19 protein-coding genes and 1 pseudogene are annotated in these 26453 nt (G+C 60.4%); 8 read left to right on the top strand and 12 right to left on the bottom strand.

Going from position 1 to position 26453, the window contains the following annotated elements:
- Positions 1 to 43: 43 nt before the first annotated feature.
- On the bottom strand, positions 44 to 1075 hold the full coding sequence (locus tag LCH65_RS11920) for a quinone-dependent dihydroorotate dehydrogenase (protein ID WP_003346110.1): 1032 nt from the start codon (positions 1073 to 1075) through the stop codon (positions 44 to 46).
- Positions 1076 to 1326: 251 nt separating this feature from the next.
- Here LCH65_RS11920 and LCH65_RS11915 point away from each other — a divergent pair, with 251 nt between their 5' ends.
- Together LCH65_RS11915 and LCH65_RS11910 are read left to right on the top strand one after the other, a co-directional pair.
- Positions 1327 to 2538 carry a CmpA/NrtA family ABC transporter substrate-binding protein gene (locus LCH65_RS11915; RefSeq protein ID WP_226439494.1) on the top strand — a complete coding sequence of 404 codons (1212 nt, stop codon included), beginning with the start codon at positions 1327 to 1329 and terminating at the stop codon, positions 2536 to 2538.
- A gap of 14 nt (positions 2539 to 2552) precedes the next feature.
- Positions 2553 to 3128: an ANTAR domain-containing protein gene (locus LCH65_RS11910; RefSeq protein ID WP_003366877.1), complete on the top strand. Its 576-nt coding sequence runs from the start codon at positions 2553 to 2555 to the stop codon at positions 3126 to 3128.
- Between the two features lie 59 nt (positions 3129 to 3187).
- Here LCH65_RS11910 and LCH65_RS11905 read toward each other — a convergent pair whose 3' ends face one another.
- Positions 3188 to 4435 carry a glycoside hydrolase family 68 protein gene (locus LCH65_RS11905; RefSeq protein WP_003433034.1) on the bottom strand — a complete coding sequence of 416 codons (1248 nt, stop codon included), beginning with the start codon at positions 4433 to 4435 and terminating at the stop codon, positions 3188 to 3190.
- A gap of 902 nt (positions 4436 to 5337) precedes the next feature.
- Here LCH65_RS11905 and LCH65_RS11900 point away from each other — a divergent pair.
- From LCH65_RS11900 to cobA, 5 genes and pseudogenes are all read left to right on the top strand, one after another.
- The gene (locus tag LCH65_RS11900; protein WP_003433035.1) at positions 5338 to 6549 is read left to right on the top strand and encodes a nitrate/nitrite transporter; all 1212 of its coding nucleotides are present in this window, start codon (positions 5338 to 5340) and stop codon (positions 6547 to 6549) included.
- 7 nt (positions 6550 to 6556) lie between these two features.
- On the top strand, positions 6557 to 8218 hold the full coding sequence (locus tag LCH65_RS11895) for a bifunctional protein-serine/threonine kinase/phosphatase (protein ID WP_226439493.1): 1662 nt from the start codon (positions 6557 to 6559) through the stop codon (positions 8216 to 8218).
- 276 nt (positions 8219 to 8494) lie between these two features.
- A pseudogene (locus LCH65_RS11890) lies at positions 8495 to 9694 on the top strand (FAD-dependent oxidoreductase); the annotation flags it as partial.
- Between the two features lie 26 nt (positions 9695 to 9720).
- A complete protein-coding gene (locus LCH65_RS11885) occupies positions 9721 to 12441 on the top strand; it encodes a nitrate reductase (protein ID WP_226439492.1) in 2721 nt (906 codons plus the stop codon).
- A gap of 10 nt (positions 12442 to 12451) precedes the next feature.
- Complete coding sequence (cobA, locus tag LCH65_RS11880; RefSeq protein ID WP_060707578.1) at positions 12452 to 13213, top strand: uroporphyrinogen-III C-methyltransferase; 762 nt, start codon at positions 12452 to 12454, stop codon at positions 13211 to 13213.
- Positions 13214 to 13300: 87 nt separating this feature from the next.
- Here cobA and LCH65_RS11875 read toward each other — a convergent pair whose 3' ends face one another.
- From LCH65_RS11875 to ppsA, 8 genes are all read right to left on the bottom strand, one after another.
- Positions 13301 to 14335, bottom strand: a complete 1035-nt coding sequence (locus LCH65_RS11875) for an OmpA family protein (RefSeq protein WP_003366856.1) — start codon at positions 14333 to 14335, stop codon at positions 13301 to 13303.
- A 105-nt stretch (positions 14336 to 14440) separates the two neighbouring features.
- The gene (gene sigX, locus LCH65_RS11870; protein ID WP_003315686.1) at positions 14441 to 15031 is read right to left on the bottom strand and encodes an RNA polymerase sigma factor SigX; all 591 of its coding nucleotides are present in this window, start codon (positions 15029 to 15031) and stop codon (positions 14441 to 14443) included.
- A gap of 82 nt (positions 15032 to 15113) precedes the next feature.
- Positions 15114 to 15938, bottom strand: coding sequence for a mechanosensitive ion channel domain-containing protein (locus tag LCH65_RS11865; RefSeq protein WP_003315687.1), 825 nt, complete (start codon positions 15936 to 15938; stop codon positions 15114 to 15116).
- 2 nt (positions 15939 to 15940) lie between these two features.
- Positions 15941 to 16189 (bottom strand): hypothetical protein, encoded by a 249-nt coding sequence (locus LCH65_RS11860; RefSeq protein WP_003433041.1) that lies wholly within the window; start codon positions 16187 to 16189, stop codon positions 15941 to 15943.
- An 86-nt stretch (positions 16190 to 16275) separates the two neighbouring features.
- Positions 16276 to 17271, bottom strand: a complete 996-nt coding sequence (locus LCH65_RS11855; RefSeq protein ID WP_003366851.1) for a zinc transporter ZntB — start codon at positions 17269 to 17271, stop codon at positions 16276 to 16278.
- Between the two features lie 11 nt (positions 17272 to 17282).
- Positions 17283 to 17771 carry a ribonuclease E activity regulator RraA gene (gene rraA / locus LCH65_RS11850; RefSeq protein ID WP_092194434.1) on the bottom strand — a complete coding sequence of 163 codons (489 nt, stop codon included), beginning with the start codon at positions 17769 to 17771 and terminating at the stop codon, positions 17283 to 17285.
- A 98-nt stretch (positions 17772 to 17869) separates the two neighbouring features.
- Entirely contained in the window at positions 17870 to 18859 is a 990-nt protein-coding gene (locus tag LCH65_RS11845; RefSeq protein ID WP_003433044.1) for an alpha/beta fold hydrolase, read from the bottom strand.
- 189 nt (positions 18860 to 19048) lie between these two features.
- Positions 19049 to 21424 carry a phosphoenolpyruvate synthase gene (ppsA, locus tag LCH65_RS11840; protein WP_054081871.1) on the bottom strand — a complete coding sequence of 792 codons (2376 nt, stop codon included), beginning with the start codon at positions 21422 to 21424 and terminating at the stop codon, positions 19049 to 19051.
- A gap of 221 nt (positions 21425 to 21645) precedes the next feature.
- Here ppsA and LCH65_RS11835 point away from each other — a divergent pair, with 221 nt between their 5' ends.
- The gene (locus tag LCH65_RS11835) at positions 21646 to 22464 is read left to right on the top strand and encodes a pyruvate, water dikinase regulatory protein (RefSeq protein ID WP_003347114.1); all 819 of its coding nucleotides are present in this window, start codon (positions 21646 to 21648) and stop codon (positions 22462 to 22464) included.
- Between the two features lie 31 nt (positions 22465 to 22495).
- Here LCH65_RS11835 and prpF read toward each other — a convergent pair whose 3' ends face one another.
- Both prpF and acnD read right to left on the bottom strand, forming a co-directional pair.
- Entirely contained in the window at positions 22496 to 23686 is a 1191-nt protein-coding gene (gene prpF / locus LCH65_RS11830) for a 2-methylaconitate cis-trans isomerase PrpF (RefSeq protein ID WP_054081872.1), read from the bottom strand.
- Between the two features lie 136 nt (positions 23687 to 23822).
- A complete protein-coding gene (gene acnD, locus LCH65_RS11825; RefSeq protein ID WP_226439491.1) occupies positions 23823 to 26411 on the bottom strand; it encodes a Fe/S-dependent 2-methylisocitrate dehydratase AcnD in 2589 nt (862 codons plus the stop codon).
- Positions 26412 to 26453: the final 42 nt, after the last annotated feature.

Below are 26453 nucleotides of genomic sequence, written 5' to 3'. Positions count from 1 at the left end.
CGCCCAGGGGCTCTCTTGCAGAGCCCCTTTTTTTACCCCGGGTTCAGCGTGCGGCGCGAGGCATCGCCGCAATGGCATCCACCGACTCGCGAATCAGCGCAGGGCCCTTGTAGATGAACCCCGAATAGATCTGCACCAGACTGGCCCCCGCAGCGATCTTCTCGGCGGCGTGTCGGCCTTCGGTGATCCCGCCTGCGGCGATGATCGGCAGACGCCCCGCGAGCTCACCGGCCAGGACCTTGACGATGTGCGTGCTTTTTTCCCGAACCGGCGCGCCCGACAAGCCGCCTGCCTGATCAGCATGCGGAAGGCCTTCGACGCCTTGGCGGCTAAGCGTGGTGTTGGTGGCGATGACTGCGTCCATACCGGACTCGATCAGGGCTGCGGCCACCAGCACGGTCTCTTCGTCGGTCATGTCCGGGGCAATCTTGATCGCCAGCGGCACACGCCTGCCATGCCGTTGCGTCAGCTCCTGCTGGCGCAGGCTCAGGGCCTGGAGCAGTTGCTTGAGCGAGTCGCCGAACTGCAGGCTGCGCAGCCCCGGCGTATTGGGCGAACTGACGTTGACCGTAACGTAGCTGGCATGGGCATAGACCTTGTCCAGACAGATCAGGTAATCGTCGACCGCACGCTCGACCGGCGTGTCGAAGTTCTTGCCGATATTGATGCCCAGAACGCCGCGATATTTTGCCGCTTCGACACGGGAAACCAGGTTGTCGACACCCAGATTGTTGAAGCCCATGCGATTGATGATCGCCTCGGCGTTGGGCAGGCGGAAAATACGCGGTTTGGGGTTGCCCGGCTGCGGACGTGGCGTCACTGTGCCGATCTCGACGAACCCGAAGCCCAGTTGCGCGAAGCCATCGATGGCTGCACCATTCTTGTCCAGGCCGGCTGCCAGCCCCACAGGGTTGGGAAATTCAAGGCCCATCACACTGACCGGCAACTTCGCCGGGGACTTGCTCAGCAGGCCATTGAGGCCCAGCCGTCCGCCTGCACCGATCAGGTCCAGCGACAGGTCATGAGAGGTTTCCGGGGAAAGTTTGAACAGTAACTGGCGGGCCAGGTTATACATGGCGGGATGGGCTCGTGAGCAGCTGAATTCAGGGTGGCGATTATAGACGTGTGCGGGCCTGTCAGGCGAGGCGCGCGACAAACTTGTTGCTCGCCCCTCCCCGGCGATGGCATATGCCTTGCTTGAAACCGCTATCGGCACTCACTCCAACGGCGGAGCGGTGCATGGACAACGGCGTCGCTTCGACACTTGCATTGCAATGGGTCGGACGACGCCTTTTTTCTGGACGGACCTTTGATGAAGCACGCGCGATGAACGAACGAACCGGTAATGCGCTGGACTGGGTGGCCGGTAGCGACGCCCCGGAAATGAACAGCCTGGACGTGGGCTTCATGGCATTGACCGACTGCGCCCCGCTGGTGGTCGCGGCCACTCAGGGTTTCGCCCAGCCTTACGGTCTGAGCCTGAACCTCGAGCGTCAGACCTCCTGGGCCGGGCTGCGCGACAGGCTGGTCAGCGGGCAGTTGCAGGCGGCACACAGCCTGTACGGTCTGATCTATGCGGTGGAACTGGGCATCAGCGGTGGCCCGGCGGCCGACATGGCCATCCTCATGGGGCTCAACCAGAACGGCCAGTGCATCAACCTGTCCCGCGAGTTGCAGCAGGCGGGCGTGATCACTCCTGAAGCACTGGACAAACGCGCGCACCAAAGCGGATCAAGGCTGACCTTCGCGCAGACCTTCCCCACCGGCAACCACGCCATGTGGCTCTACTACTGGCTGGCCAGTCAGGGCATTCATCCGCTCGATGATGTGACCAGTGTCGTGGTGCCGCCCACGCAAATGGCGCAACACCTGCAGGCTGGGCGCATCGACGGTTTCTGCGTCGGCGAACCCTGGGCCGCTAGCGCCGTTCAGCAGCAACTGGGCTTCACCATGGCGACCAGCCAGTCGATCTGGCCGGATCACCCGGGCAAGGTGCTGGGCTGTACCCGTGAATTCGTCGAGCAGAACCCCAACACCGCCAGAGCGCTGATCATGGCCGTACTGGAAGCGAGCCGCTTCATCGAGGAAAACGATCATAACCGGCGCAGCACCGCACAACTTCTCAGCGGTGCCGATTACCTGGACACCTCAGTGGACTGCATTGAGCCGCGCCTGCTCGGTCAGTACAGCGACGGTCTCGGCAATCGCTGGCAAGACCCTCACGCGGTCAGCTTCCATGCCCAAGGACAGGTCAACTACCCCTGGCTGTCCGACGGCATGTGGTTCATGACCCAGTTCCGACGCTGGGGCCTGTTGCGCGAAGACCCGGATTACCTGGCGGTCGCCAGTCGCGTCCAGCAACTCGACCTGTACCGTCAGGCGGCCAGCGCGCTGGGCATCGACGTACCCGCCGCAACCATGCGCAGCAGTCAGCTGATCGATGGCAGGATCTGGGACGGCAGCGATCCGGCGGGCTACGCGCGTAGCTTCAAGCTCCATTCGCTGGCCGACGACGCGCCCGCTGTGGCCAGTCGTTGACGGAGAACGTGACCATGCTGCGTATCCTGCTTATCAATGACACCGCCAAAAAGGTCGGTCGCCTCAAGTCAGCCTTGATAGAGGCCGGTTTCGAAGTGATCGACGAATCCGGCCTGATCATCGACCTGCCCGCACGCGTCGAAGCCGTGCGCCCGGACGTCATCCTCATCGACACTGAATCGCCAGGTCGCGACGTGATGGAGCAGGTGGTGCTGGTCAGCCGCGACCAGCCACGTCCCATCGTGATGTTCACCGACGAGCACGATCCAGGCGTGATGCGCCAGGCCATCAAGTCCGGGGTCAGCGCTTATATCGTCGAGGGGATTCAGGCACAACGGCTGCAACCCATTCTGGATGTGGCAATGGCCCGCTTTGAAAGCGATCAGGCGCTGCGTGCGCAATTGCATGCCCGCGATCAGCAACTGGCCGAGCGCAAGCGCATCGAGCTGGCCAAGGGGCTACTGATGAAGATGAAGGATTGCAACGAAGAAGAGGCTTATACGCTGATGCGACGTCAGGCAATGAGTCGTCAGCAGAAGCTGATTCAGGTGGCCGAGCAGATTATCGCAATGAGCGAACTGCTGGGCTGAAGCCAGGAAGAACGCCTGCCCGCACAGGCGTTCTTCACCGTTTACAGAGGCGCAGCCTGTCAGCTCAACTGCACATCCTTCATCGCCGGGACGTAGCCGTAGTCATACTCTTCCTGCACGAACGAGCGGTCGCCCTTCAACAGGATTCTGACCGTCGGCGCCTCGGTGCCGCCGATACGGTAGTCATCGCCGCTGGTGGGCACGCTGTCGATGAACGAAGTCACCAGGCCGTTGGGCATCACACAGTGGGAGTACGTCTGGAATGGCTGTGCAGGCGGATTGCCCAGCACCAGTCCGGAAGCGTTCATCGGCCGGTAAGGCCCGAACAAATGCTCGCCCACAAAACCGTAAACGCCATCCGGCCCGGTCACACCGTCAGCATACGTAAACTTGTGACTAATGGTGAACAAATAATACTTGCCGTCCTGAAAGACATAATGCGGACGTTCAGTCTGGTCATTGACGCCCACCGCAGTCACCAGTGGCGGTAGTATTTCCCACTCTTCTCCGCTGAGATCTTTCGCAACTGCCAGGCCGATACAGCCCACTTGAAAACGCGCACCCCCCACTTCTTCATGGCCGGGTGGCACCGGGCCAAGTTCTGCAGCGCCAACGGTATGCGTACCGCGTTCGCCGGCCACATTACCTTCAAAGACCATATACAACTTGCCATCATTGGGATCAATAAACGGACTCGGGTCGCGGAAGTTCCACGTCGAGTTCTGCGCTTCGGTTTGATAATAAGTGCCGTCGGCCTCGAACAGTTTTTTGACCTGAGTAAAGTCTTTCAACTCCACGCCCTGATCGGACGTCACAATACGGCCGCGCACTTTGGCAATGGTCGCCCCCGGTGTCACGCAGGTGTAGTAAAGATCGATATCACCCTTGTCATTCAATAATACCGGTGTGCCCGCCCACTCACGGGTGGTGGGCGACACGCCTTCGGCCATGACCCGGCCACCGAAGATCCAGTTCTTGCCGGTGCGCGAATACCAGTAGCACATGCGCGCCCGTCCATGACGATCCTCCCAGTCGCGCTTGATGTCGTAGCGGCCGTTGGCGCCGAGATACTGCGGGTCGTCGGGGTGGCGATCAGCCGTCAGTGTGACGATAACCGACCAGCCGTTGACTGAGACCACCGTGCCGTCAAGCTCTCGCAACGGCATGGTGTCCCAGATGAAGACCTTATCACTCATGACCGGAAAGTCCGCTTTTACCAATGGCTGCGTGGTGGTCGGGTCATTTTCATTGACCTTCAACGCATCGGCACGGGACCAGATGGTAGGTGCGTAATTGATGTTACTCATGATGATGATGTCCTTTGCTGGCGCCTGTACAAGCAGCGCGTATAGGAAGACAACACGGCAGGCATGCGTGCAATGCCGAGGTGCAGAGTGTGTCGGGCATTCAGGTGTCGAGGACAGCCGGACGCCGATAAAAGAGCGAGTAGCCGATGACTTCTTTCGAAGTAAGCATTTATCGAGATTGACTGGCAAACTGCAACTACAGATTACCGGATTGAAAAGTGAAACCACCTTTTTTAATAAGCGTCACACGTCGCAACAGAAGCGATGCTCTCAGAGATGCCACGCAAAGTAAATTAAATATTTACAGCGTTGCTATCGTACAACGGTGAGAGCTGCGCATTAAATTATATATATTAACGCCACCATAGCTGCGTATCGAAACAGCATCACAATGACAGTACTTACACGCAAAACTGATGGCACATTAAATAATATTAAATAGTTTGAACTTTAATAAAACATACTTAAATCCTGTTAACTGCCTGTTTCTGTTGACTGATACGGACTGTGCAAGCCGTTATCTGGCTTTTCGCCGCCACGCCCTTTTTTGCAGCGCGTCTGATGGCCCACGCCCGGTTCGAGGTCATACATCAGTCCGCTCGCAGTCTCTGAAAGCCATACAACCTGTCTGCAACGTATGGCTGACGCGCCTGCACGACCATTGGCCCGTCTATTGCTAATGCAATCGCACCGGTAGCCAACGGCGGCTATCACCTTTTACGACAAAGACGTCGCTCATCTCTTTCCGCCCCGTGGACAGAGAGGCGACGTTTTTTGCGTTTTGGCCCCGGCGAAGGGGCCGGTGGAGTCGCCGTCATTCGGAACACTCCACCACAGCGTCTGAACCACCCGTGTCGCGGTCATGGCCCGACTGACTAACTAGCAGATGATGAGGTGTGCACATGGATACAAGCTTCTGGAAGGCAGGCCACAAACCGACCCTGTTCGCGGCCTTTCTCTATTTTGACCTGAGTTTCATGGTCTGGTACCTGCTGGGCCCACTGGCGGTACAGATTGCCACTGACCTGCACCTGACCACTCAGCAACGTGGCCTGATGGTCGCCACGCCGATTCTGGCGGGCGCGGTGCTGCGCTTTTTCATGGGCCTGCTGGCCGACCAGCTGTCGCCCAAAACCGCCGGAATCATCGGCCAGGTGATCGTCATCGGCGCGCTGCTGGGTGCCTGGCAATTGGGCATTCACACCTACGGCCAGGTGCTGGTACTGGGCGTGTTCCTCGGCATGGCCGGTGCTTCGTTCGCCGTCGCGCTGCCCCTGGCGTCGCAATGGTATCCGGCGCAGCACCAGGGCAAGGCCATGGGCATCGCCGGTGCGGGCAACTCCGGCACTGTACTGGCCGCGTTGATCGCGCCGGTGCTGGCCGCCAGTTTCGGCTGGGGCAACGTCTTCGGCCTGGCGCTGATCCCGCTGGTTCTGACCCTGATCGCCTTCACCCTGATGGCCCGCAACGCCCCGCAACGCAGCAAACCCAAATCCATGGCGGACTACCTCAAGGCGCTGGGTGACCGTGACAGTTGGTGGTTCATGTTTTTCTACAGTGTGACGTTCGGTGGCTTCATTGGCCTGGCCAGCGCCCTGCCCGGCTATTTCAACGACCAATATGGCTTGAGCCCGATCACTGCCGGTTACTACACCGCTGCCTGTGTGTTCGGTGGCAGCCTGATGCGTCCGTTGGGTGGTGCGCTGGCCGACCGTTTCGGCGGGATTCGCACGCTGACCGTGATGTATGCGGTTGCCGCCATCGGCATTGCCGCCGTGGGCTTCAACCTGCCGAGTTCGTGGGCAGCACTGGCGCTGTTCGTGGCCGCGATGCTGGGCCTGGGGGCCGGCAACGGCGCGGTGTTCCAGTTGGTACCGCAGCGCTTCCGCAAGGAAATCGGGGTCATGACCGGCTTGATCGGCATGGCCGGTGGCATCGGTGGCTTCCTGCTGGCGGCGGGCCTGGGCAGCATCAAACAGAACACCGGCGACTACCAGTTGGGTCTGTGGCTGTTCGCCGGCCTGGCGATACTGGCCTGGTTCGGCCTGCTGAACGTCAAACGTCGCTGGAGAACCACCTGGGGTTCGGCCGCGGTCACGGCGGCCCGGGTCTGAAGCGCCGATGAGCCTGCAACTGCAGTTTGCACAATTCAGCGCCAGCGGACCGCGAGCGGAGAATCAGGACGCCGTACGCCTGGTCACGCCAGTCCCGGCGGTGGCGGCCAGCAAGGGCTATCTGTTCGCCCTTGCCGACGGCGTCAGCCAATGTGCCGACGGCGCACTGGCCGCGCAGTCGACCCTGCAGGCGCTGGCCCTCGACTACTACGCCACGCCGGAAACCTGGGGCGTGGCGCAGTCCCTTGATCGCCTGCTGCTGGCGCAGAATCGCTGGCTACTGGCCAACGGCCTGTTGACCACCCTCAGCGCTCTGGTGCTGCGTGGCAGGCGCTTCACCCTCGCCCATGTCGGCGACTGCCGGGCTTACCGCTGGCACACCGGAACGCTGAAACGCATCAGTGAAGATCACGTCTGGGAACAGGCCGACATGCAGCATGTGCTCAAACGTGCGCTGGGCCTGGATCAGTACGTGGTCATGGATTACCTGGACGGCGAGCTGTGTGAAGGCGAACGCCTGCTGCTGGTCAGCGACGGCGTATGGGCGGCACTGGGCGATGCAAGTATCCGCTCGATTCTGGGCGAACAGCACGACCTCGACGCGGCAGTGAAAACCCTGGTCAGCGCGGCGCACCTGGCCGGCAGTCAGGACAATGCCAGCGCCCTGCTGATTCAGGTCGACACGCTCGGCGAGGACGATCTAGGCGATACGCTACTGCAATTGCAGCAATGGCCGCTGCCACCCGCACTCAAGGCCGATCAGACATTCGAAGGCTGGAAAGTCGTCAGCATCGTGGCGCAATCACGCCAGTCCATCGTTTATCGAGTCACCGATATCAATGAGCAGCCCTGGCTGCTGAAGACCCTGCCAGCCAGTCGTCATGACGAGACCGGTGCCGGTCAGGGTTTACTGCTGGAGGAGTGGTTTCTGCGTCGGGTCGCCGGGCGTTTTTTTCCCGAGATACACCCGCTGCCAGACCGTCAGCATCTGTATTACGTCATGCGCGAGTATCGCGGGCACACACTGGCCGAGCGCTTCACCGACAAAGGGCCGTTGCCGCTGGCCCAGTGGCAGGACTTGGCCACCCGACTGTTACGGGCCACGGGCCTGCTGCATCGACGCAACATCATCCATCGCGATATCAAACCGGAAAACCTGCTGCTGGCCGACGACGGCGAGTTGCGCCTGCTGGATTTCGGCCTGGCGTTCTGCCCGGGCCTGTCGGCGGTCAACACCGAAGACCTGCCCGGCACACCCAGTTATATAGCACCGGAAGCCTTCAACGGCGCCGAACCGCATCCGCAACAGGACCTGTACGCAGCAGGCGTCACCTTGTACTACCTGCTGACAGGGCAATACCCTTACGGCGAGATCGAAGCCTTTCAGCACCGTCGCTTCGGCGCACCGATACCTGCCAGTCGTTATCGACCGGATCTGCCGCAGTGGCTGAGCCAAAGCCTGGACAAGGCACTGCACGCCGACCCGAGCCAGCGTTATGAAACCGCCGAACAGTGGTTGCTGGAGCTGGAGCAGGCCGAGCATCGTCCGCTGGTGGCAAAGCCGCGTCCGCTGCTGGAACGCGAACCGCTGAAAGTCTGGCGAACACTGGCGTTGCTCTCTCTGCTGTTCAACCTGATGCTGGTGATCTGGTTGATGGGCCGCCACTGAGCCCTTGCGCCCCGCTTCTGTGCAACGCGCCTCAACGCAGTGCAGAAAGCGCCAGGGTTATCGACTGCACACCGCGCAGGCTGGCAAATCCGAGTTGGCACAAGCGCTGCATGGTCACTGGCAGATAATTCATAACACGCCGCCCTCAACGATGAAGGCTGCGTCTCCCGAGCGAACGGGACCGGACAAAGGCGTCCTCGTCAGGCCACTGACGGGACGCCTTTTTTTGTTTGCGCGAAACGTATCGAGCACGCGCTGCAGTGACTCGGAGGCAAGATGACCAAACTCAAACTGGTGATGATCGGCAACGGCATGGCCGGCGTGCGCACACTCGAAGAGTTGCTGAAACTGAGCGAAGACCTTTACCACATCACGGTCTTCGGCGCCGAGCCACACCCCAATTACAATCGCATTCTGCTGTCGCCGGTACTGGCCGGCGAGCAGAATTTCGAAGACATCGTGCTCAACGACCTCGACTGGTACGAACGCAACGGTATCCAGTTGTTGCTCAACCGTCGCGTGGTGAAGATCGACCGCATCAGACGCCTGGTGATCGCCGATGACGGCACCCAGGCCCATTATGATCGGCTGCTGATTGCCACCGGTTCGCGGCCGTTCATACTGCCGATCCCCGGCAACACGCTGAACGGTGTGATCGGTTATCGCGACATCGGCCACACGCGGCAGATGATCGACACCTCCGTCACGCACAAGCGCGCAGTCGTCATCGGCGGCGGACTGCTCGGCCTGGAGGCGGCCAACGGCTTGAGCCTGCGCGGCATGCACGTGACGGTGGTGCATAACGGCCAGACGCTGCTGGAGCGCCAACTGGACAAGACCAGCGGGCGCATGCTGCAAGCGGCGCTGGAAAAGCGCGGCCTGAGCTTTCGCCTCGACGAACAGACCAACGCCTTGCTCGGCGATGATCAGGGCCGGGTAACCGCGGTGCAATTCAACAATGGCGACAGGATCGACGCCGATCTGGTGGTCATGGCAGCAGGCATACGGCCCAACACCGAATTGGCCGAGCAAGCCGGCCTGCCCTGCAACCGTGGCATTCTGGTCAATGACACCTTGCAGACCTACGACCCGCGCATCTACGCGATTGGCGAATGTGTCAGCCACCGTGGCATCGCCTATGGGCTGGTGGCGCCGCTGTTCGAGCAGGCGCGGGTCTGCGCCAACCACCTCGCGCAACTGGGCTTTGCGCGTTATCCGGGCTCGGTCACCTCGACCAAGCTGAAAGTCACCGGTATCGACCTGTTTTCCGCCGGGGATTTCCTCGGCGGTGAAGGCACTGAAAGCATCACCCTTTCCGACCCCATCGGCGGTATCTACAAGAAGCTGGTAATAAAGAACGATGTACTGGTCGGCGCCTGCCTGTACGGCGACACCGCCGACGGCAACTGGTACTTGCAGCAGATCCGTGATGGCCAGGGTATCGACGCCATTCGCGACCACCTGATGTTCGGCAAACCCGTTGCTCCAGAGGCTGCCTGCGCATGAACAGCCTTGCCCTCCACACCCCCCGGGTCACGGCGTCTACCTGCTGCTATTGCGGCGTAGGCTGCGGCGTACTGATCGAACATGACGGCGAGCATATTCTTGGTGTCAGCGGCGACCCGAAGCACCCGGCGAACTTCGGCAAGCTGTGCAGCAAAGGGTCGAGCCTGCACCTGACCGGCGACATTGAAGCCCGCGCGCTGTACCCGGAACTGCGCCTGAGCAAGGACCTGGCGCGCAGCGTCACCGATTGGGATACCGCGCTGGAGCATGCGGCCAATGTGTTCGCCGAGAGCATTCGCGAACATGGCCCCGACAGCGTTGCCTTCTACATTTCCGGCCAGTTGCTGACCGAAGACTACTACGCGTTCAACAAACTGGCGCGCGCACTGATCGGCACCAACAATATCGACAGTAATTCACGGCTGTGCATGTCATCAGCCGTGGCGGGCTACAAGCGCAGCCTGGGTGCCGATGCCCCACCGTGCAGCTATGAAGACATCGAACTGAGCGATTGTGTGATGATCGTCGGCAGCAACATGGCGTACGCACACCCGATTCTGTTTCGCCGTCTGGAAGAGGCAAAAAGCCGTCGTCCGCAGATGAAACTCATCGTCATCGATCCACGACGCACCGACACCTGCGAACTGGCCGACCTTCATCTGGCGATTCAGCCCGGCACGGACGTCGCGCTGTTCCACGGCATCCTTCATATACTGATGAACGAACGGCTGATCGACCCGGCGTTCATTGCCGCGCACACGCAGGGCTATGAGGAACTGGCCACGCTGGCCCGTGACTACCCACCTGAATACGTGGCCGCCCTCTGCGGTATTACTCTGAAACAGCTGCACACCTGCGCCCGATGGGTGGGCGAAGCGCCGGCTTTTCTGTCGCTGTGGTGCATGGGGCTGAATCAGTCCACGGCCGGCAGCGCGAAAAACAGTGCGCTGATCAACCTGCACCTGGCGACCGGACAGATTGGCAAACCCGGCGCAGGTCCCTTCTCGCTCACCGGCCAGCCCAACGCCATGGGCGGACGTGAAACCGGCAGTCTGTCCAACCTGTTGCCTGGCCATCGCGACGCGGCAAATCCTCAGCATCGTCAGGAGGTTGCAGACTACTGGGGCGTCGATAGCCTGCCTGCCAACCCCGGCCTTTCAGCCATTGAACTGTTCGAGCAATTGCAGAATGGAACGATCAAGGCCCTGTGGATTGCCTGCACCAACCCGGCACAGTCACTGCCCGACCAGAACCGCATCAGGCAAGCGCTGGAAACCTGCCCGTTCGTGGTACTCCAGGAGGCCTTCAAGACCACCGAAACCGCGCGTTATGCCGATCTGTTGCTGCCTGCTGCCAGCTGGGGTGAGAAAGAAGGCACGGTGACCAACTCCGAACGGCGCATCTCCAACGTGCGCAAAGCTATTCAGGCGCCCGGCGAAGCGCGCTCCGACTGGGCGATCACCGTGGATTTCGCCCAGCGCCTGCAAAAACGCCTGCAACCCGGCGCACCCGCGCTGTTCGACTTCGCTACACCCAAAGCCTTGTTCGATGAGTTCAAGGGCCTGACGGTCGGGCGCGATCTGGACATGTCCGGAATCGACCGCGAGCTCATCGATCAGCAGGGTCCGCAACAATGGCCCTTCCCGCGTGGCGCCAGCAGCGGCACGCCGCGCCTGTACAACAATGGCATCTTTCCCACCGATTCAGGCCGGGCGCAGTTTCTGTCCGAGCCTTACATCGCCGCCAGGGAAGTGCGCGATGCCGACTACCCGCTGACGCTCAATACCGGCAGACTGCGCGATCAGTGGCACGGCATGAGCCGCACCGGCACCGCTGCCCGCTTGTTCGGGCATGTCAGTGAAGCGGTGCTGAGCCTCAATCCGCAGGACATGCTCAGCCATGACCTGCAGCCCGGCGACCTGGTCAAGCTGATCAGTCGACGCGGCGAGCTGCTGTTGCCGGTCGGCAGTGAGGACAGCGTTGCAGTCGGCCAGGCTTTTGTGCCGATGCATTGGGGCGACAGGTTCCTCAAGGGGGGTGTCAACGTTCTCACCCAGCCAGCCTTCGACCCGGTTTCGAAGCAACCGGAACTCAAGCACGCCGGCGTCAGGATCGAAAAAGCCCGACTGCCCTGGCAGTTCTTTGCGCTGGTCGAGGGCAACGTGCAGCAACGGATGGAAAAGCTGCGCCCCTTGTGCGACACCTTCACCTATCTGAGCATGAGCCTTGCCGGACGCGAGCGACCGGCGCTGGTGATACGCGCGGCCAGCGCAGCAGCACCCGATTCAGCGCTGCTGCAGCAGATTGATCAAGTACTGGGCCTGGATGAAGGACCGGTCATGGCGTATGACGACCCCAAGCGCTCGATCGGCAAACGGGTACGGATCGACGGCGAACGTATTACTGCTGTTCGCCTGGCCGGTGAAACACTTGCCCGGTATTGGCTGCAGACGTTGTGGCTGGAAGAGCGCGTTGAGGCTTCGTTGCGGCGCTGGCTGTTGGCACCGTTGAGCAGCGAACCGGGCAAAGACTCGACACAGCCTCGCGACAAGACCTTGTGCAACTGCATGAACGTCAGCCAGAGCGCGGTAATGAGCGCTATCGAGCGTGGCCTGGACCTGAATCAACTCAAGACACAGTTGGGCTGCGGCACCCAGTGCGGCTCCTGCGTGCCGGAAATAAGACGACTGATCCATACCGTGGCGGTTACAGAATGAGGAATGCGGCATGAGCGCAAAAGTATGGCTGGTGGGCGCGGGCCCAGGCGACCCGGAACTGCTGACTCTCAAGGCAGTACGTGCCCTGGCTGAAGCCGACGTGGTGCTGATCGACGATCTGGTCAACCCCGCAGTGCTGGAACATTGTCCGGGAGCGCGGGTCATCGCGGTCGGCAAGCGCGGCGGTTGTCGTTCGACGCCGCAAGCGTTCATCCATCGCCTGATGCTGCGCTACGTACGTCAGGGCAAATGTGTCGTTCGCCTCAAAGGCGGCGATCCGTGCATCTTCGGACGTGGCGGTGAAGAGGCTCAATGGCTACAGGAGCGCGGTGTCGCCGTGGAGCTGGTCAACGGCATTACAGCGGGTCTTGCCGGCGCAACACAGTGCGGCATTTCGCTGACCCTGCGCGGTATAAGCCGTGGCGTAACACTGGTCACCGCCCACACTCAGGACGACAGCACCCTCAACTGGCAGGCACTTGCGCAAGGCGGAACCACCCTGGTGGTTTACATGGGCGTGGCGAAACTGGCGGAAATTCGCGAGAGTCTGCTGGCAGGCGGAATGAGTGGCGAGATGCCGGTGGCGATGATCGAGAACGCTTCGCTGCCGTGGCAGCGCGAATGCCGCAGCACCCTGAATGCCATGCAACAGGACGCAGCCGCTTTCCAGTTGAAGAGCCCCGCCATCCTGGTGATCGGTGCGGTTGCCGCGTACAACAATGAGCTGATCGATCAAACCCTGATGGACCTCGCGCAGTTGAATGCCGGCTGACCCTAGGCTCGTCTGAGCAGACGCCCCGCCAAATCGCAGGCAAAGAAAAGCCCGGCCTAAGCCGGGCTTTTCAGTACAAGCGGCTAATTACTTAGCTTGAGCTTCTACTTCTGCTTCTACGCGACGGTTAACTGCGCGGCCAGCTTCAGTTGCGTTGTCAGCAACTGGACGGGATTCGCCGTAACCAACCGAGTTTACGCGGTTAGCGCCAACACCGTACTGGTTAACCAGAACCTGTTTAACGGCGTTTGCACGACGCTCGGACAGTTTTTGGTTGTAAGCGTCAGGACCGACGGAGTCAGTGTGACCTTCAACAGTGGTGGTGGTCTGTGGGTACTGCTGCATGAAGTCAGCGAGGTTCTTGATGTCGCCGTAGCTGTTAGGCTTGACTACGGATTTGTCGAAATCGAACTTCACGTCCAGCTCAACACGAACCACTTCGGCAACTGCTGGGCAGCCATCAGCGTCAACGGTAACGTTGGCTGGGGTGTCCGGGCACTTGTCGACGTTGTCGCACACGCCGTCGTTGTCGCTGTCGGAGCACACTTCAGCTACTGGAGCTGGTGCTGCTTCAACTTTCTTGCTGCCGCCGCCGAAGTTTACACCGATACCGACGCTAGGCGCCCACTCGGTGTTGCCTTGGTCGATGTTGTACTGAGCTTCAACGCCTGCACGGGCATAGAAGTTGTCAGTGAAGTACAGCTTGGCGCCGCCGCCGATGTTGGCGAAGGTGGAACCGTCACGGCCACGGCGAGCGTCTTGACCGATGCTCTGGTCAGAGAAACCGGCAGATACGTATGGACGCAGCATGTCGCCTGGGTTGTTGAAGTGGTACAGAGCGTCCAGAGCAGTGTCTGCGCCCTTGATGTTCTTGCCGCTGTCGCTACGGACGTTGTGGACTTCGTCGTAGCCCAGACGCAGCTCAACATCGTCAGTCAGGAAGTAGCCAACGGAGCCGCCGAACAGGTTGCCGTCGTTTTTGAAGTTACGATCGCTGTCGTAGTACTCTTTCTTGGCGAAGCCTTCGATTTCGACCGCGCCTTGGCCTTGAGCCAGAGCGCCGAACGAAGTTGCGGCAACAATAGTACCAATGGCCAAGCCCAAGGTGTTTTTCAGTTTCATCCGTTAAATCCCCATCTGATGATTATTAAGCAGTCCCACACAGGGGGACAACTCAGCGGCAAGTCTACCAGACCTTGCCAGTTTGTTAGAGATATTTGCACCGTATTAAGTTTCGGCGATTCCCGCAAATTTCTCTCGTAATTTATCTAAAGCCCGCTTGTAACGCATTTTCGTTGCGCTCAAGCCCATGTGCATGATGTCAGCGATTTCCTGGAATTCAAGTTCTGCTACAAACCGCAGCACCAGAATCTCCCGATCGATCGGGTTCACATACACAAGCCAGCGATCAAGTCCGCCCCGTTCTTCAGGTTTGGGCGCCTTTTCTTCCGACGCTTCCTCAAGTGGATCCAGACTCAGCGCGTCCATCAAGCGACGCTTACGCCGTTCCTTCCTGTACTGCGTGATGCATTCATTGTAGGTGATGCTGTACAGCCAGGTTTTAAATTTAGATTTACCTTCAAAATTTTTCAACCCATACAACACTTTAAGCATCACCTCCTGACAGACATCGTCAGCATCGCGATCGTTCCCCAGATAACGTGCACAGACGTTAAAAAGTGTTCTCTGGTAACGGCGCATCAATTCTTCGTAGGCCCGCGTCACATTGAACAGCTCAACGTGGGCGCGCGCAACCAGCTCCTCATCTGAGAGCTCGCGTGGATCGTAGCGCGTCGAAAACGGTTGAGGTTTATTCAAAACAAATCTTGCCGACAGTCAGGTCAGTGTCCGCCATGGCCTGTATCGGCAACCTGGCGGCATACATTAGCAGGTTAACCGCTTAACGGCTGCTTACTCTCTGCTCGAGCAGGATGCGATTGGAAAACGACACCAGCTCCCCCTCGTCTGTCAGCAGCGTTGTCTTGACCGTACCGATTTCCTCGATCTGCCCTTCCGTATCGCCTATCTGTACCTGTTGGCCGACCTGAAACAATTCGCGGACGTAGATTCCGGCAATGATCTGCCCGGCAATTTCGCGACTTCCGAGGCCCAGGGCAAGCGCCACTGTCAGACCAACGGTAATCAACGCAATCACAATAACGTGGTTCAGCAGGTCGGTCTTGACCTCGAGCTGGCTGATGGCGACCGAAATACTGATGATAATGACCAGCCCCTGGGCAATTCGCCCCAGGCCGGCAGAGTAGTCGATCCCTACACCTTCGGCAGCACCGCGCACCAAACCATTGACCAGTTGCGCCAGCAGCACACCGACCAGCAGCACCAGCGCGGCACCAAATACCTTGGGCAAATACAGCGCCAGCATGTCCAGCGTCGCTGAGACCCGCTGCAGGCCCAAAGATTCAGCGGCCGATACGAGAAAGATAAGCAGAACGAACCAATAGACGACCTTGCCGATCAGCGTGGAGACCGGCACCTTGACGCCAGCGCGGCCGATGATCTTGGTCAGGCCGGTACCGCCGACCAGACGATCAAGGCCCAGCTTGGCCAGTAATTTGGAAAGCAGTGCGTCGAGCAGTTTGGCGACGACAAAACCGAGCAGCACCACAACCAGGGCGCCGAACAGGTTGGGAATGAAGTTTGCGACTTTGGTCCACAATGCAGTCATTGCAGCAAGAAGGCTCTGGGTCCAGAGATTCAATTCCATGCTCAATCAGCCTTATCGAGAGAACGCGCACCGTTCGAGGTGCGACGAGAAACGGGAGAGACGTGGGCCGAGCCGTTGTTCACGGCGATCATCAGCGCCTCTGACCAGCGGCCCAGCAACCCGAACAACACACCGGCGCCGACCTGGCGATTGGCGGTTTTCAGGACGCGTCCCAGACATGCGTCATCATCCCGGCTGGAGGATGAAGAATTGAGCATGTCGCGTAAAGATTCTTCAAACGGATCGTGCATCAGGCACCTCACGTAATGTCATTCAAAGACGCGACGCGAAAACAACAAGTCACACAGGCTCGCCAAATAACCATCACAGGCCCGCCCTATACCCAACGCAAACGGCGGAACAACCACCACTGCCCTGCGCCCAGCGCGACGATCAGCAGACAGGCCACCAGGAAGCCGTACGAACTGCTCGAACCCGGAATGCCGCCAACATTGATACCCAGCAGACCGGTGAGAAAACTCATCGGCAGAAAGATACAGGTAATGATCCCGAAGCGGTACATGGTGCGGTTCATGTGCTCGCGCAGGCGCCGGTCCTCGGACTCCAGCAGCAGCCCCACCCGCTCGCGGGTCAGCTCAAGCTCTTCCAGGTAACGGGTCAGGCTGTTGTTCAGCTCATTCCAGTAGTCAGCGTCGTCATGCGCAAACCAGGACAACTTGATGCGTGAAAGCTGGCCATAAATATCCCGCTGCGGCCCGAGGAACCGGCGCAGGCCGGCGGCGCGCCGACGAATATGCAGCAGCTTGCCGTGCTCGGGGCTGTACCATTCGTCGGCATCGTTCTTTTCTTCCTCTTCATCGACCGATTCGGTCAGCTCACCCACCAGATCCTGAACCTTGTCGGTGAGGTGCTGCGCCAGGTGCAGGATCAGCTCCGAGGCGCCCTTCGGGCCTTTGCCCTGCCCCAGCAGCTCAATCAGCTCCTCGGTGGCACGCAACGGACGCAGGCGCAGCGAGATGACTCGCTGCGCGGCGGCGAAGATACGCACCGAGACCATGTCTTCAGGTTCCGCACCGGGATTCAGATTCACGCCGCGCAGAAACAGCAGCAGTTCCTGCTCCGGCAACGGCAGCAAACGCGGCCGGGTGTTCTCTTCCAGCAACAGGTCGCAGGCAAACTCGCTCAGACCGCTGCCGGTGCGCAACCACGCATGTGTCTGCGGGTGACTACGATCCCAATGCAGCCACAGGCTTTCTTCTGGCTGCAATGCAAGGTCCTGCAACTCGGTTCGAGCGATGAAACGCGCCCCACCCTTACCGTCCAAAACGAGGGCATGAACCAGCCCCCACTGCGCGTTTGCTTCATCGAACATGGATACTTCGCTTATTCCGGCATGGTCAGGGGTGATGGGGAAATGACGACGCCATTGTTGTCGGCATACAGGTACTCACCCGGGCGGAACGTCACGCCGCCAAAGGTCACCGGCACATTCAGTTCGCCTATGCCGCGCTTCTCGGTTTTCTTCGGATGACTGGCGAGCGCCTGGACACCCAGGTCGGTCTGGGCGATGACATCCACGTCACGGATGCAGCCGTAGATCAACATGCCTTCCCAGCCGTTCTTGGCAGCCTTGTCTGCCAGCATGTCACCCAGCAACGCGCAACGCAGCGAACCACCGCCGTCGACGACGAGCACCTTGCCCTTGCCGTCGAGCTCGACCTGCTCCCTGACCTTGGAGTTGTCCTCGAAACATTTCAGCGTGACGATCTGGCCACCAAACGAATCGCGGCCGCCAAAATTGCTGAACATCGGCTCCACGACCTGGATCAGGTCCGGATAGGCGTCACACAGATCGGGGGTGAGGTAGTGCATGGGTCAACTCCTGTCATCGGCTATGGGGTCGCGATTGATACAGACGATTTATTGAAACAGACACGACCGGATGAGCATAACCATAGCGACTTTACCGGCTAACTGCCTACCGCGACCTGAAACTCTGCAACCTGTTCAGGAACGGAACGCTCACCCAGCCACTCGATCACTCGCGGCCAGACCTGCTGCTGCGCAGCCTTGCTGACCAGCATCTGCACATGGTCGAAATCCTCGCTGAAGCCGTATTCGCGGCCCAGGCAGAGGAATTGCCTGTGTGCGCTGCCGATCTGCTCGAACAGTTCACGGCAAGCCCACACCGGGTCCTGCTGGTCGCCGGCCGCAGCGACAGCCAGAAGCGGCACCTGAACCGCGCTCAACCCTGCCCACCAGTTGTTGTCACGCTCACCGAAACGTCCGAACAGCCCGTGCCAGCGCATGCTTTCCAGAACCAGACCGATCGGCTCGTCTTCCGGCCCGCGCTTGAAACGCGGGCCGGAAATATGCTCGAAGGACCTCAGCAGCAACTTCGCAGACCATTGCAGTGGCGGGACTTTCAGCGGCCAGTAGGTGCGGCTGACCTGGCTGCCGAACAGCGCCACGGACGCCGCAGTATCAGCACCCAGATACTGACCGCCCAAGGCTGCCGCCAGGCTGGTGCCGCCCAGCGAGTGGCCGATCCAGTGCGGTATCTGCCCGCTTTGCTCGACGACGAATGCGGCAATGGCTGGCAAATCGAAACGCGCGTAGTCCGCCACGCAATTGCTGCGATAACTCAGGTTGCGAGCCGACAAGCCATGGCCGCGCATTTCGGGAATCCACACGTCATAGCCGGCCCGCGCCAGATACGCACCCAGACCGATGCCCTTGGGCGAATACCAGAAACGCCGGTTGGAAAAGCTGCCATGCAGCAGTATGACTGGAGTACCACGCACATCGGGCTGATCGGCGCGCCCTAGCCGGGTCACCGCCAGTTCGACACTGGCGTCGGGACTGTTGGCAGGTTTGAGACGGTAGACGTCCTCGACCAGATCGCCACGACGCTCGGCGCTGATCAAGGCAACGGGAAAAAGCTGGCTGCTGCTCTGCATATCACTCTTTATCTGGCTTGACAGACGGGATGAAACCACGCGCTCCGGGATCTCGCGATGCGCCATAAAAAAGGCGGCTTCCGAAGAAACCGCCTCATTCAAACACCTGAACCACATGACGGCTCAGGCCGCGTTCGCGTCACACGGCAGCCCGCTCCTGCGAGGACCGCGCTTCAGGCGAGCCGCCTGTCAGACAGGCGACTGTGCTTCGGCGAGGAAGAACCAGGTTTCCAGTACCGAGTCGGGGTTGAGCGACACACTCTCGATACCCTGATCCATCAGCCAGCGCGCCAGATCCGGGTGATCGGAAGGCCCCTGCCCGCAGATGCCGATGTACTTGCCGGCCTTGTTGCACGCCTGAATGGCGTTGGACAGAAGCTTCTTGACCGCCGGGTTACGTTCGTCGAACAGGTGGGCGATCACGCCGGAGTCACGGTCGAGACCGAGTGTCAGCTGGGTCAGGTCGTTGGAGCCGATGGAGAAGCCGTCGAAATACTCAAGGAACTCTTCCGCCAGAATCGCGTTGGACGGCAGTTCGCACATCATGATGATGCGCAGGCCGTTTTCGCCACGCTTCAGACCGTTGGCGGCCAGCAGATCGATCACCTGACTCGCCTCGCCCAGGGTACGGACGAACGGCACCATGATCTCGACGTTGGTCAGGCCCATCTCTTCGCGTACACGCTTGAGCGCACGGCACTCCAGCTCGAAACAGTCACGGAAGTTCTCACTGATATAGCGCGACGCACCGCGAAAGCCCAGCATCGGGTTTTCTTCTTCGGGCTCGTAAAGCTTGCCGCCAATCAGGTTCGCATACTCGTTGGACTTGAAGTCCGAGAGGCGCACGATGACCTTTTTCGGCGTGAACGCGGCGGCCAAGGTGCTGATACCCTCGACCAGCTTGTCGACGTAGAAACCGACCGGATCATGGTAACCGGCGATGCGCTTGTCGACGCTTTCCTTGATTTCCGGTGGCAGCGCCGAGTAGTTGAGCAACGCCTTGGGGTGCACGCCGATCATGCGGTTGATGATGAACTCCAGACGCGCCAGACCCACCCCGGCATTGGGCAATTGGGCGAAATCGAAGGCACGGTCCGGATTGCCGACGTTCATCATGATCTTGAACGGCAGATCAGGCATTGCATCGACCGAATTGGTCTTGATGTCGAAGCCCAGCTCGCCTTCGAAGATGTAACCGGTGTCGCCCTCGGCGCAGGAAACCGTGACGCCCTGGCCATCCTGAAGGGTCTGCGTGGCATTGCCGCAGCCAACCACTGCCGGGATGCCCAGTTCACGGGCGATGATCGCCGCGTGGCAGGTACGACCGCCACGGTTGGTGACGATTGCACTGGCGCGCTTCATCACCGGCTCCCAGTCCGGGTCGGTCATGTCCGACACCAGCACGTCGCCGGGCTGGACCTTGTCCATCTCGGACACGTCCTTGATGATGCGTACCTTGCCCGCGCCGATGCGCTGACCGATGGCACGGCCTTCGACCAGCACCTTGCCGGTCTCCTTGAGCAGATAGCGTTCCATGACGTTGGCCGATGCACGGCTCTTCACCGTTTCCGGACGCGCCTGGACGATGTACAGCTTGCCGTCGTCACCGTCCTTGGCCCACTCGATGTCCATCGGGCACTTGTAGTGCTTTTCGATGATCATCGCCTGTTTGGCCAGTTCGGACACTTCGGCATCGCTCAGACAGAAACGCGCGCGATCGGCAGGCTCGACGTCGATCACCTTGACCGAACGACCGGCCTTGGCTTCTTCGCCGTAAATCATCTTGATCGCCTTGCTGCCCAGATTGCGACGCAGGATCGCCGGGCGGCCAGCCGCCAGCGTGTCCTTGTGCACGTAGAACTCGTCCGGGTTGACGGCGCCCTGCACAACCGTCTCGCCCAGGCCGTAAGCACCGGTGATGAACACCACGTCGCGGAAGCCGGACTCGGTGTCGAGGGTGAACATGACACCGGCCGTACCGGTTTCGGAGCGCACCATACGCTGCACGCCCGCAGACAGCGCGACCAGCTTGTGGTCGAAACCCTGGTGTACGCGGTAGGAAATCGCACGGTCGTTGAACAGTGAAGCAAAAACTTCCTTGGCCGCGCGGATCACGTTCTCGACGCCGCGGATGTTCAGGAAGGTCTCCTGCTGGCCGGCGAACGACGCATCCGGCAAGTCTTCGGCAGTTGCGGAGGAACGCACGGCCACAGCCAGGTTCGGATTACCCGCAGACAGCTCGGCAAACGCAGTACGAATCTGGGCGTTGAGCTGCTCGGGGAACTCGGCTTCCATGATCCATTGACGAATCTGCGCACCGGTGCGGGCCAGCGCGTTGACATCGTCGACGTCAAGGGCGTCCAGCGCAGCATGGATCTGCTCGTTGAGGCCGCTGAGCTCAAGAAAGTCACGGTAGGCCTGGGCGGTAGTCGCGAAGCCGCCGGGCACCGACACACCAGCACCTGCGAGGTTGCTGATCATCTCGCCGAGGGACGAGTTTTTGCCCCCCACGTGCTCTACATCATGGACGCCGAGCTTATCGAGGGAAACTACGTACTCTACCAAGGTGATCTCTCCACTAACTGTGTTTGTTGTTGGGAAAAGCTCATTCACCTGCGCCACATGCGGTGTGGCTTCAGGCGTGTCTGCCCGGACGTACAGATCGGGCGTTGAAAACCGTGCTTCAAAACCAGGTGTGCAAAAAAGCTGCACCTGCGGGCTCTCATGGCAGGCCAGCACGCCTATGATAGCCAGAATTCGTCAACTGCTTAAGGCCTGGGGCAAAAATGAAACGATCCGCTTTTTTCATCTCGGACGGCACGGGTATCACCGCCGAAACCCTGGGCCAGAGCCTGTTGGCACAATTTGAAAACATTACGTTCAACAAGTTCACCAGGCCCTATATCGACAGTGTCGAGAAGGCGCGGGCGATGGTACAACAAATCAATAATGCCGCCGACAAGGACGATGTGCGGCCGATCATCTTCGACACCATCGTCAATCAGGACATTCGCGAGATCCTGGCGACGTCCAATGGCTTCATGATCGATATCTTTTCGACCTTCCTGGCCCCGCTGGAGCAGGAGCTTAGTTCACACTCGTCCTACTCCGTGGGTAAATCGCATTCCATCGGGCATAACTCCAATTACATGGAGCGCATCGAGGCGGTCAACTTCGCGCTGGACAACGATGATGGCGCACGGACGCATTATTACGACAAGGCCGACATTATCCTCGTCGGCGTCTCGCGCTGCGGCAAAACCCCGACCTGTCTGTACATGGCCATGCAGTTCGGTATCCGGGCCGCCAACTATCCGCTGACCGAAGATGACATGGAGAGGCTGCAACTGCCTGCGGCGCTCAAGCAGCATCGCGAAAAGCTCTTCGGCCTGACCATCGACCCGGACCGTCTCACCGCGATCCGCCACGAGCGCAAGCCCAACAGCCGCTACTCCAGCTACGCGCAGTGCGAATTCGAGGTGCGCGAGGTGGAAAGCCTGTTCCGCCGCGAGAACATCGCGCACATCAACTCCACGCATTTTTCGGTGGAAGAAATCTCCGCCAAGGTGCTGGTCGAAAAAGGCGTGGAGCGACGTTTCAAATAGACGCTGCGGTCACCCCGCCAAACTGATCACTTCACTCGCCTGACTGCGGCACACGTACCCAGCCTTCCATCAGCACTCGGGCGCTGCGGCTCATCAGGGCCTTGGTGACTTTCCAGTCACCGCCCTCCTGGACAGCCTGGGCGCCGACTCGCAAGGTGCCGGAGGGATGGCCAAAGCTGACCGCACTGCGCGCCTGACCGCCAGCGGCCAGATTGACCAGCGTGCCCGGAATGGCTGCTGCCGTACCGATGGCTACCGCAGCCGTACCCATCATCGCGTGGTGCAGCTTGCCCATCGACACGGCGCGCACCAGCAGCTCGATATCCTGCGCAGCGACAGGCTTGCCACTCGACGCCAGGTAATCGGCAGGCGCCGCTACAAAAGCCACTTTGGGTGTGTGCTGGCGTGCGGCAGCTTCATCGATGTTGCCAATCAGGCCCATGCGCACCGCACCGTAGGCGCGGATGGCCTCCAGACGCGCCAGCGCCTGCGGGTCAGCGTTGATATCGCCCTGCAACTCAGTGCCGGTATAGCCGATGTCAGCAGCGTTGACAAAAATCGTCGGAATGCCGGCATTGATCATGGTCGCTTTCAGAAGGCCGATACCGGGCACTTCCAGATCGTCCACCAGATTGCCAGTGGGGAACATCGAGCCGCCCGCGCCCTCTTCGTCCGCCGCCGGGTCAAGAAACTCCAGTGGCACTTCGGCTGCCGGGAAGGTCACGCCATCCAGCTCGAAATCGCCGGTTTCCTGCACCGCGCCGTTGCTGATCGGCACATGGGCGATGATGGTCTTGCCGATGTTGGCCTGCCAGATACGCACCACCGCAACGCCGTCCTGCGGAACGCGGTCAGGGTCGACCAGACCGCTCGTAATCGCGAATGGCCCCACGGCCGCTGACAGGTTGCCGCAATTGCCGCTCCAGTCGACAAACGGCTTGTCGATGGACACCTGGCCGAACAGGTAATCGACATCGTGGTCGGGCCTGCTGCTGCGCGACACAATCACGCTCTTGCTGGTACTCGACGTCGCGCCGCCCATGCCATCGATCTGCTTTTCATAGGGGTCAGGGCTGCCGATGACTCGCAGCAGCAACGCATCCCGCGCCGATCCCGGAATCTGTGCGGCTTCAGGCAGGTCCATCAGCCTGAAAAACACACCCTTGCTGGTGCCGCCACGCATGTAGGTGGCGGGGATGCGGATCTGGGGTAAATGAGCCATGAATTCGTTGTCCTGTTCAAAGAGCGCGCTGCGCGCTCAAAATCGGACGCAGAGCGTCCAGAACTGCATGCCCACGCGGAGCATGGGCACGATAGTGCTCTTGCGCACGCTTATCGTTCTTCACGCTCCAGCGTAGCTACGATGCAGTAGCCTCCAGAAAATCCTGAGCAAAACGCTGCAACACGCCGCCCGCCTCATAAATAGAAAGCTCTTCAGCAGTGTCCAGACGGCATGTCACCGGCACCTCGACGCGTTCGCCGTTACGGCGCTGAATCACCAGCGTCAATGTCGCGCGCGGTGTGCGCTGGCCGATCACATCGAAGGTTTCGCTGCCATCGATACCCAGAGTCAGACGGCTGGTGCCGGGCTTGAACTCCAGCGGCAGCACGCCCATGCCGACCAGGTTGGTGCGGTGAATACGCTCGAAACCTTCTGCAGCAATCGCTTCGACGCCCGCCAGCCTGACGCCTTTGGCCGCCCAGTCACGGGACGAGCCCTGCCCATAGTCGGCACCGGCAATAATGATCAACGGCTGCTTGCGCGCCATGTAGGTTTCGATGGCTTCCCACATGCGAGTGACCACGCCTTCGGGTTCGATGCGGGTCAGCGAGCCTTTCCTGACCTTGCCATCGACCACTGCCATCTCGTTGACCAGTTGCGGGTTGGCAAAGGTCGCGCGCTGGGCGGTCAGGTGGTCGCCCCGATGGGTCGCATAGGAGTTGAAGTCTTCTTCCGGCAGTCCCATTTTCGCCAGGTACTCGCCCGCCGCACTGTCGAGCATGATCGCGTTGGACGGCGACAGGTGATCGGTGGTGATGTTGTCCGGCAGCACGGCGAGAGCCCGCATGCCCTTGAGCGTACGTTCTCCGGCCAATGCGCCTTCCCAGTAGGGCGGGCGACGGATGTAGGTGCTCATCGGACGCCAGTCGTACAGCGGCTCGACCTTCGGCCCGCTGTGTTCTTCGATGGCAAACATCGGGATATAGACCTTACGGAACTGCTCGGGCTTGACCGACGCCTGCACGACCGCATCAATCTCTTCATCGCTCGGCCAGATGTCCTTGAGACGGATTTCCCGGCCCTCGGCGACGCCCAGCACATCGTTTTCTATATCGAAGCGGATGGTCCCGGCAATGGCATACGCCACCACCAGGGGCGGCGAAGCCAGAAAAGCCTGTTTGGCATAGGGGTGAATACGCCCGTCGAAATTACGGTTACCGGACAAGACCGCCGTGGCGTAAAGGTCGCGGTCGATGATTTCCTGCTGGATCAGCGGATCGAGCGCGCCGGACATGCCATTGCAGGTGGTGCAGGCAAAGGCCACGACGCCAAAACCCAGTTGCTCCAGCTCCGAGGTCAGCCCTGCTGCGTCCAGGTATAGCGCCACGGTTTTCGAGCCGGGTGCCAGCGATGATTTCACCCACGGCTTGCGCAGCAGCCCCAGGCGGTTGGCGTTGCGTGCCAGCAGACCGGCGGCAATGACGTTGCGCGGGTTGCTGGTGTTGGTGCAACTGGTGATCGCCGCGATGATCACCGCGCCGTCGGGCATCTGCCCCGGCACCTCGTCCCATTGCCCGGCAATACCTCTGACCGCCAGATCGGCGGTGGCAACCCGCGCATGAGGGTTGGAGGGCCCGGCCATGTTGCGCACCACACTGGACAGGTCGAAACTCAGCACCCGCTCGTAGTGCACCTCGCTGAGGCTGTCCGACCAAAGGCCAGTGTGCCGGGCATACAGCTCGACCAGTTTGACCTGCTCGTCCTCGCGCCCTGTCAAACGCAGGTAGTCGATGGTTTGCGAGTCAATGGAGAACATCGCCGCCGTCGCGCCGTATTCGGGCGCCATGTTGGAGATCGTCGCCCGGTCGCCCAGGGTCAGGCTCGACGCGCCTGCGCCATAGAACTCCAGGTAAGCGCCAACCACCTTCTGTTGGCGCAGGTATTCGGTCAGCGCGAGCACTACGTCGGTGGCGGTGATGCCTGGCTGGCGGCGCCCGGTCAGTTCGACACCAATGATGTCCGGCAGGCGCATCCACGAGGCGCGCCCGAGCATGACGTTTTCGGCCTCGAGCCCGCCGACGCCGATGGCAATCACGCCGAGGGCGTCGACGTGCGGCGTGTGGCTGTCCGTGCCCACCAGTGTGTCGGGAAAGGCTACGCCGTCGAGCACCTGCACCACCGGCGACATTTTCTCCAGATTGATCTGGTGCATGATACCGTTGCCCGGCGGGATCACTTCGACGTTCTTGAACGCCTGCTTGGTCCAGTCAATGAAATGAAAACGGTCTTCGTTGCGACGGTCTTCAATGGCGCGGTTCTTGGCGAACGCCTGCGGGTCGTTACCGTCGGACTCCACTGCCAGCGAGTGGTCGACGATCAATTGCACCGGAACCACCGGGTTGACCAGCGCAGGATCGCCACCCTGCGAAGCGATCGCGTCGCGCAGTCCGGCAAGGTCGACCAACGCGGTCTGACCCAGAATGTCGTGGCAGACCACACGTGCCGGGAACCAGGGAAAATCCAGATCACGCTTGCGCTCGATAAGCTGGGTCAACGAGGCATTCAAGGTCGCCGGATCACAACGGCGCACCAGGTTCTCGGCCAGCACCCGCGAGGTGTAGGGCAGCGTGGCATAGGCGCCGGGCTTGAGCGCCTCGACGGCCGCCCGAGCGTCGAAATAATCCAGTCGGGTGCCAGGGAGCGGTTTGCGAAATTCACTGTTCATTGCGGGACTCGATCACGGAGTGTTCGGAATACGGGTGGGGAG

The sequence above is a fragment of the Pseudomonas sp. MWU16-30316 genome (assembly GCF_020515645.1).
GTDB lineage: Bacteria > Pseudomonadota > Gammaproteobacteria > Pseudomonadales > Pseudomonadaceae > Aquipseudomonas > Aquipseudomonas cerasi.
Note: the sequence above shows the minus strand (reverse complement) of the source record. Positions and strands in the feature narration are given on the sequence as shown.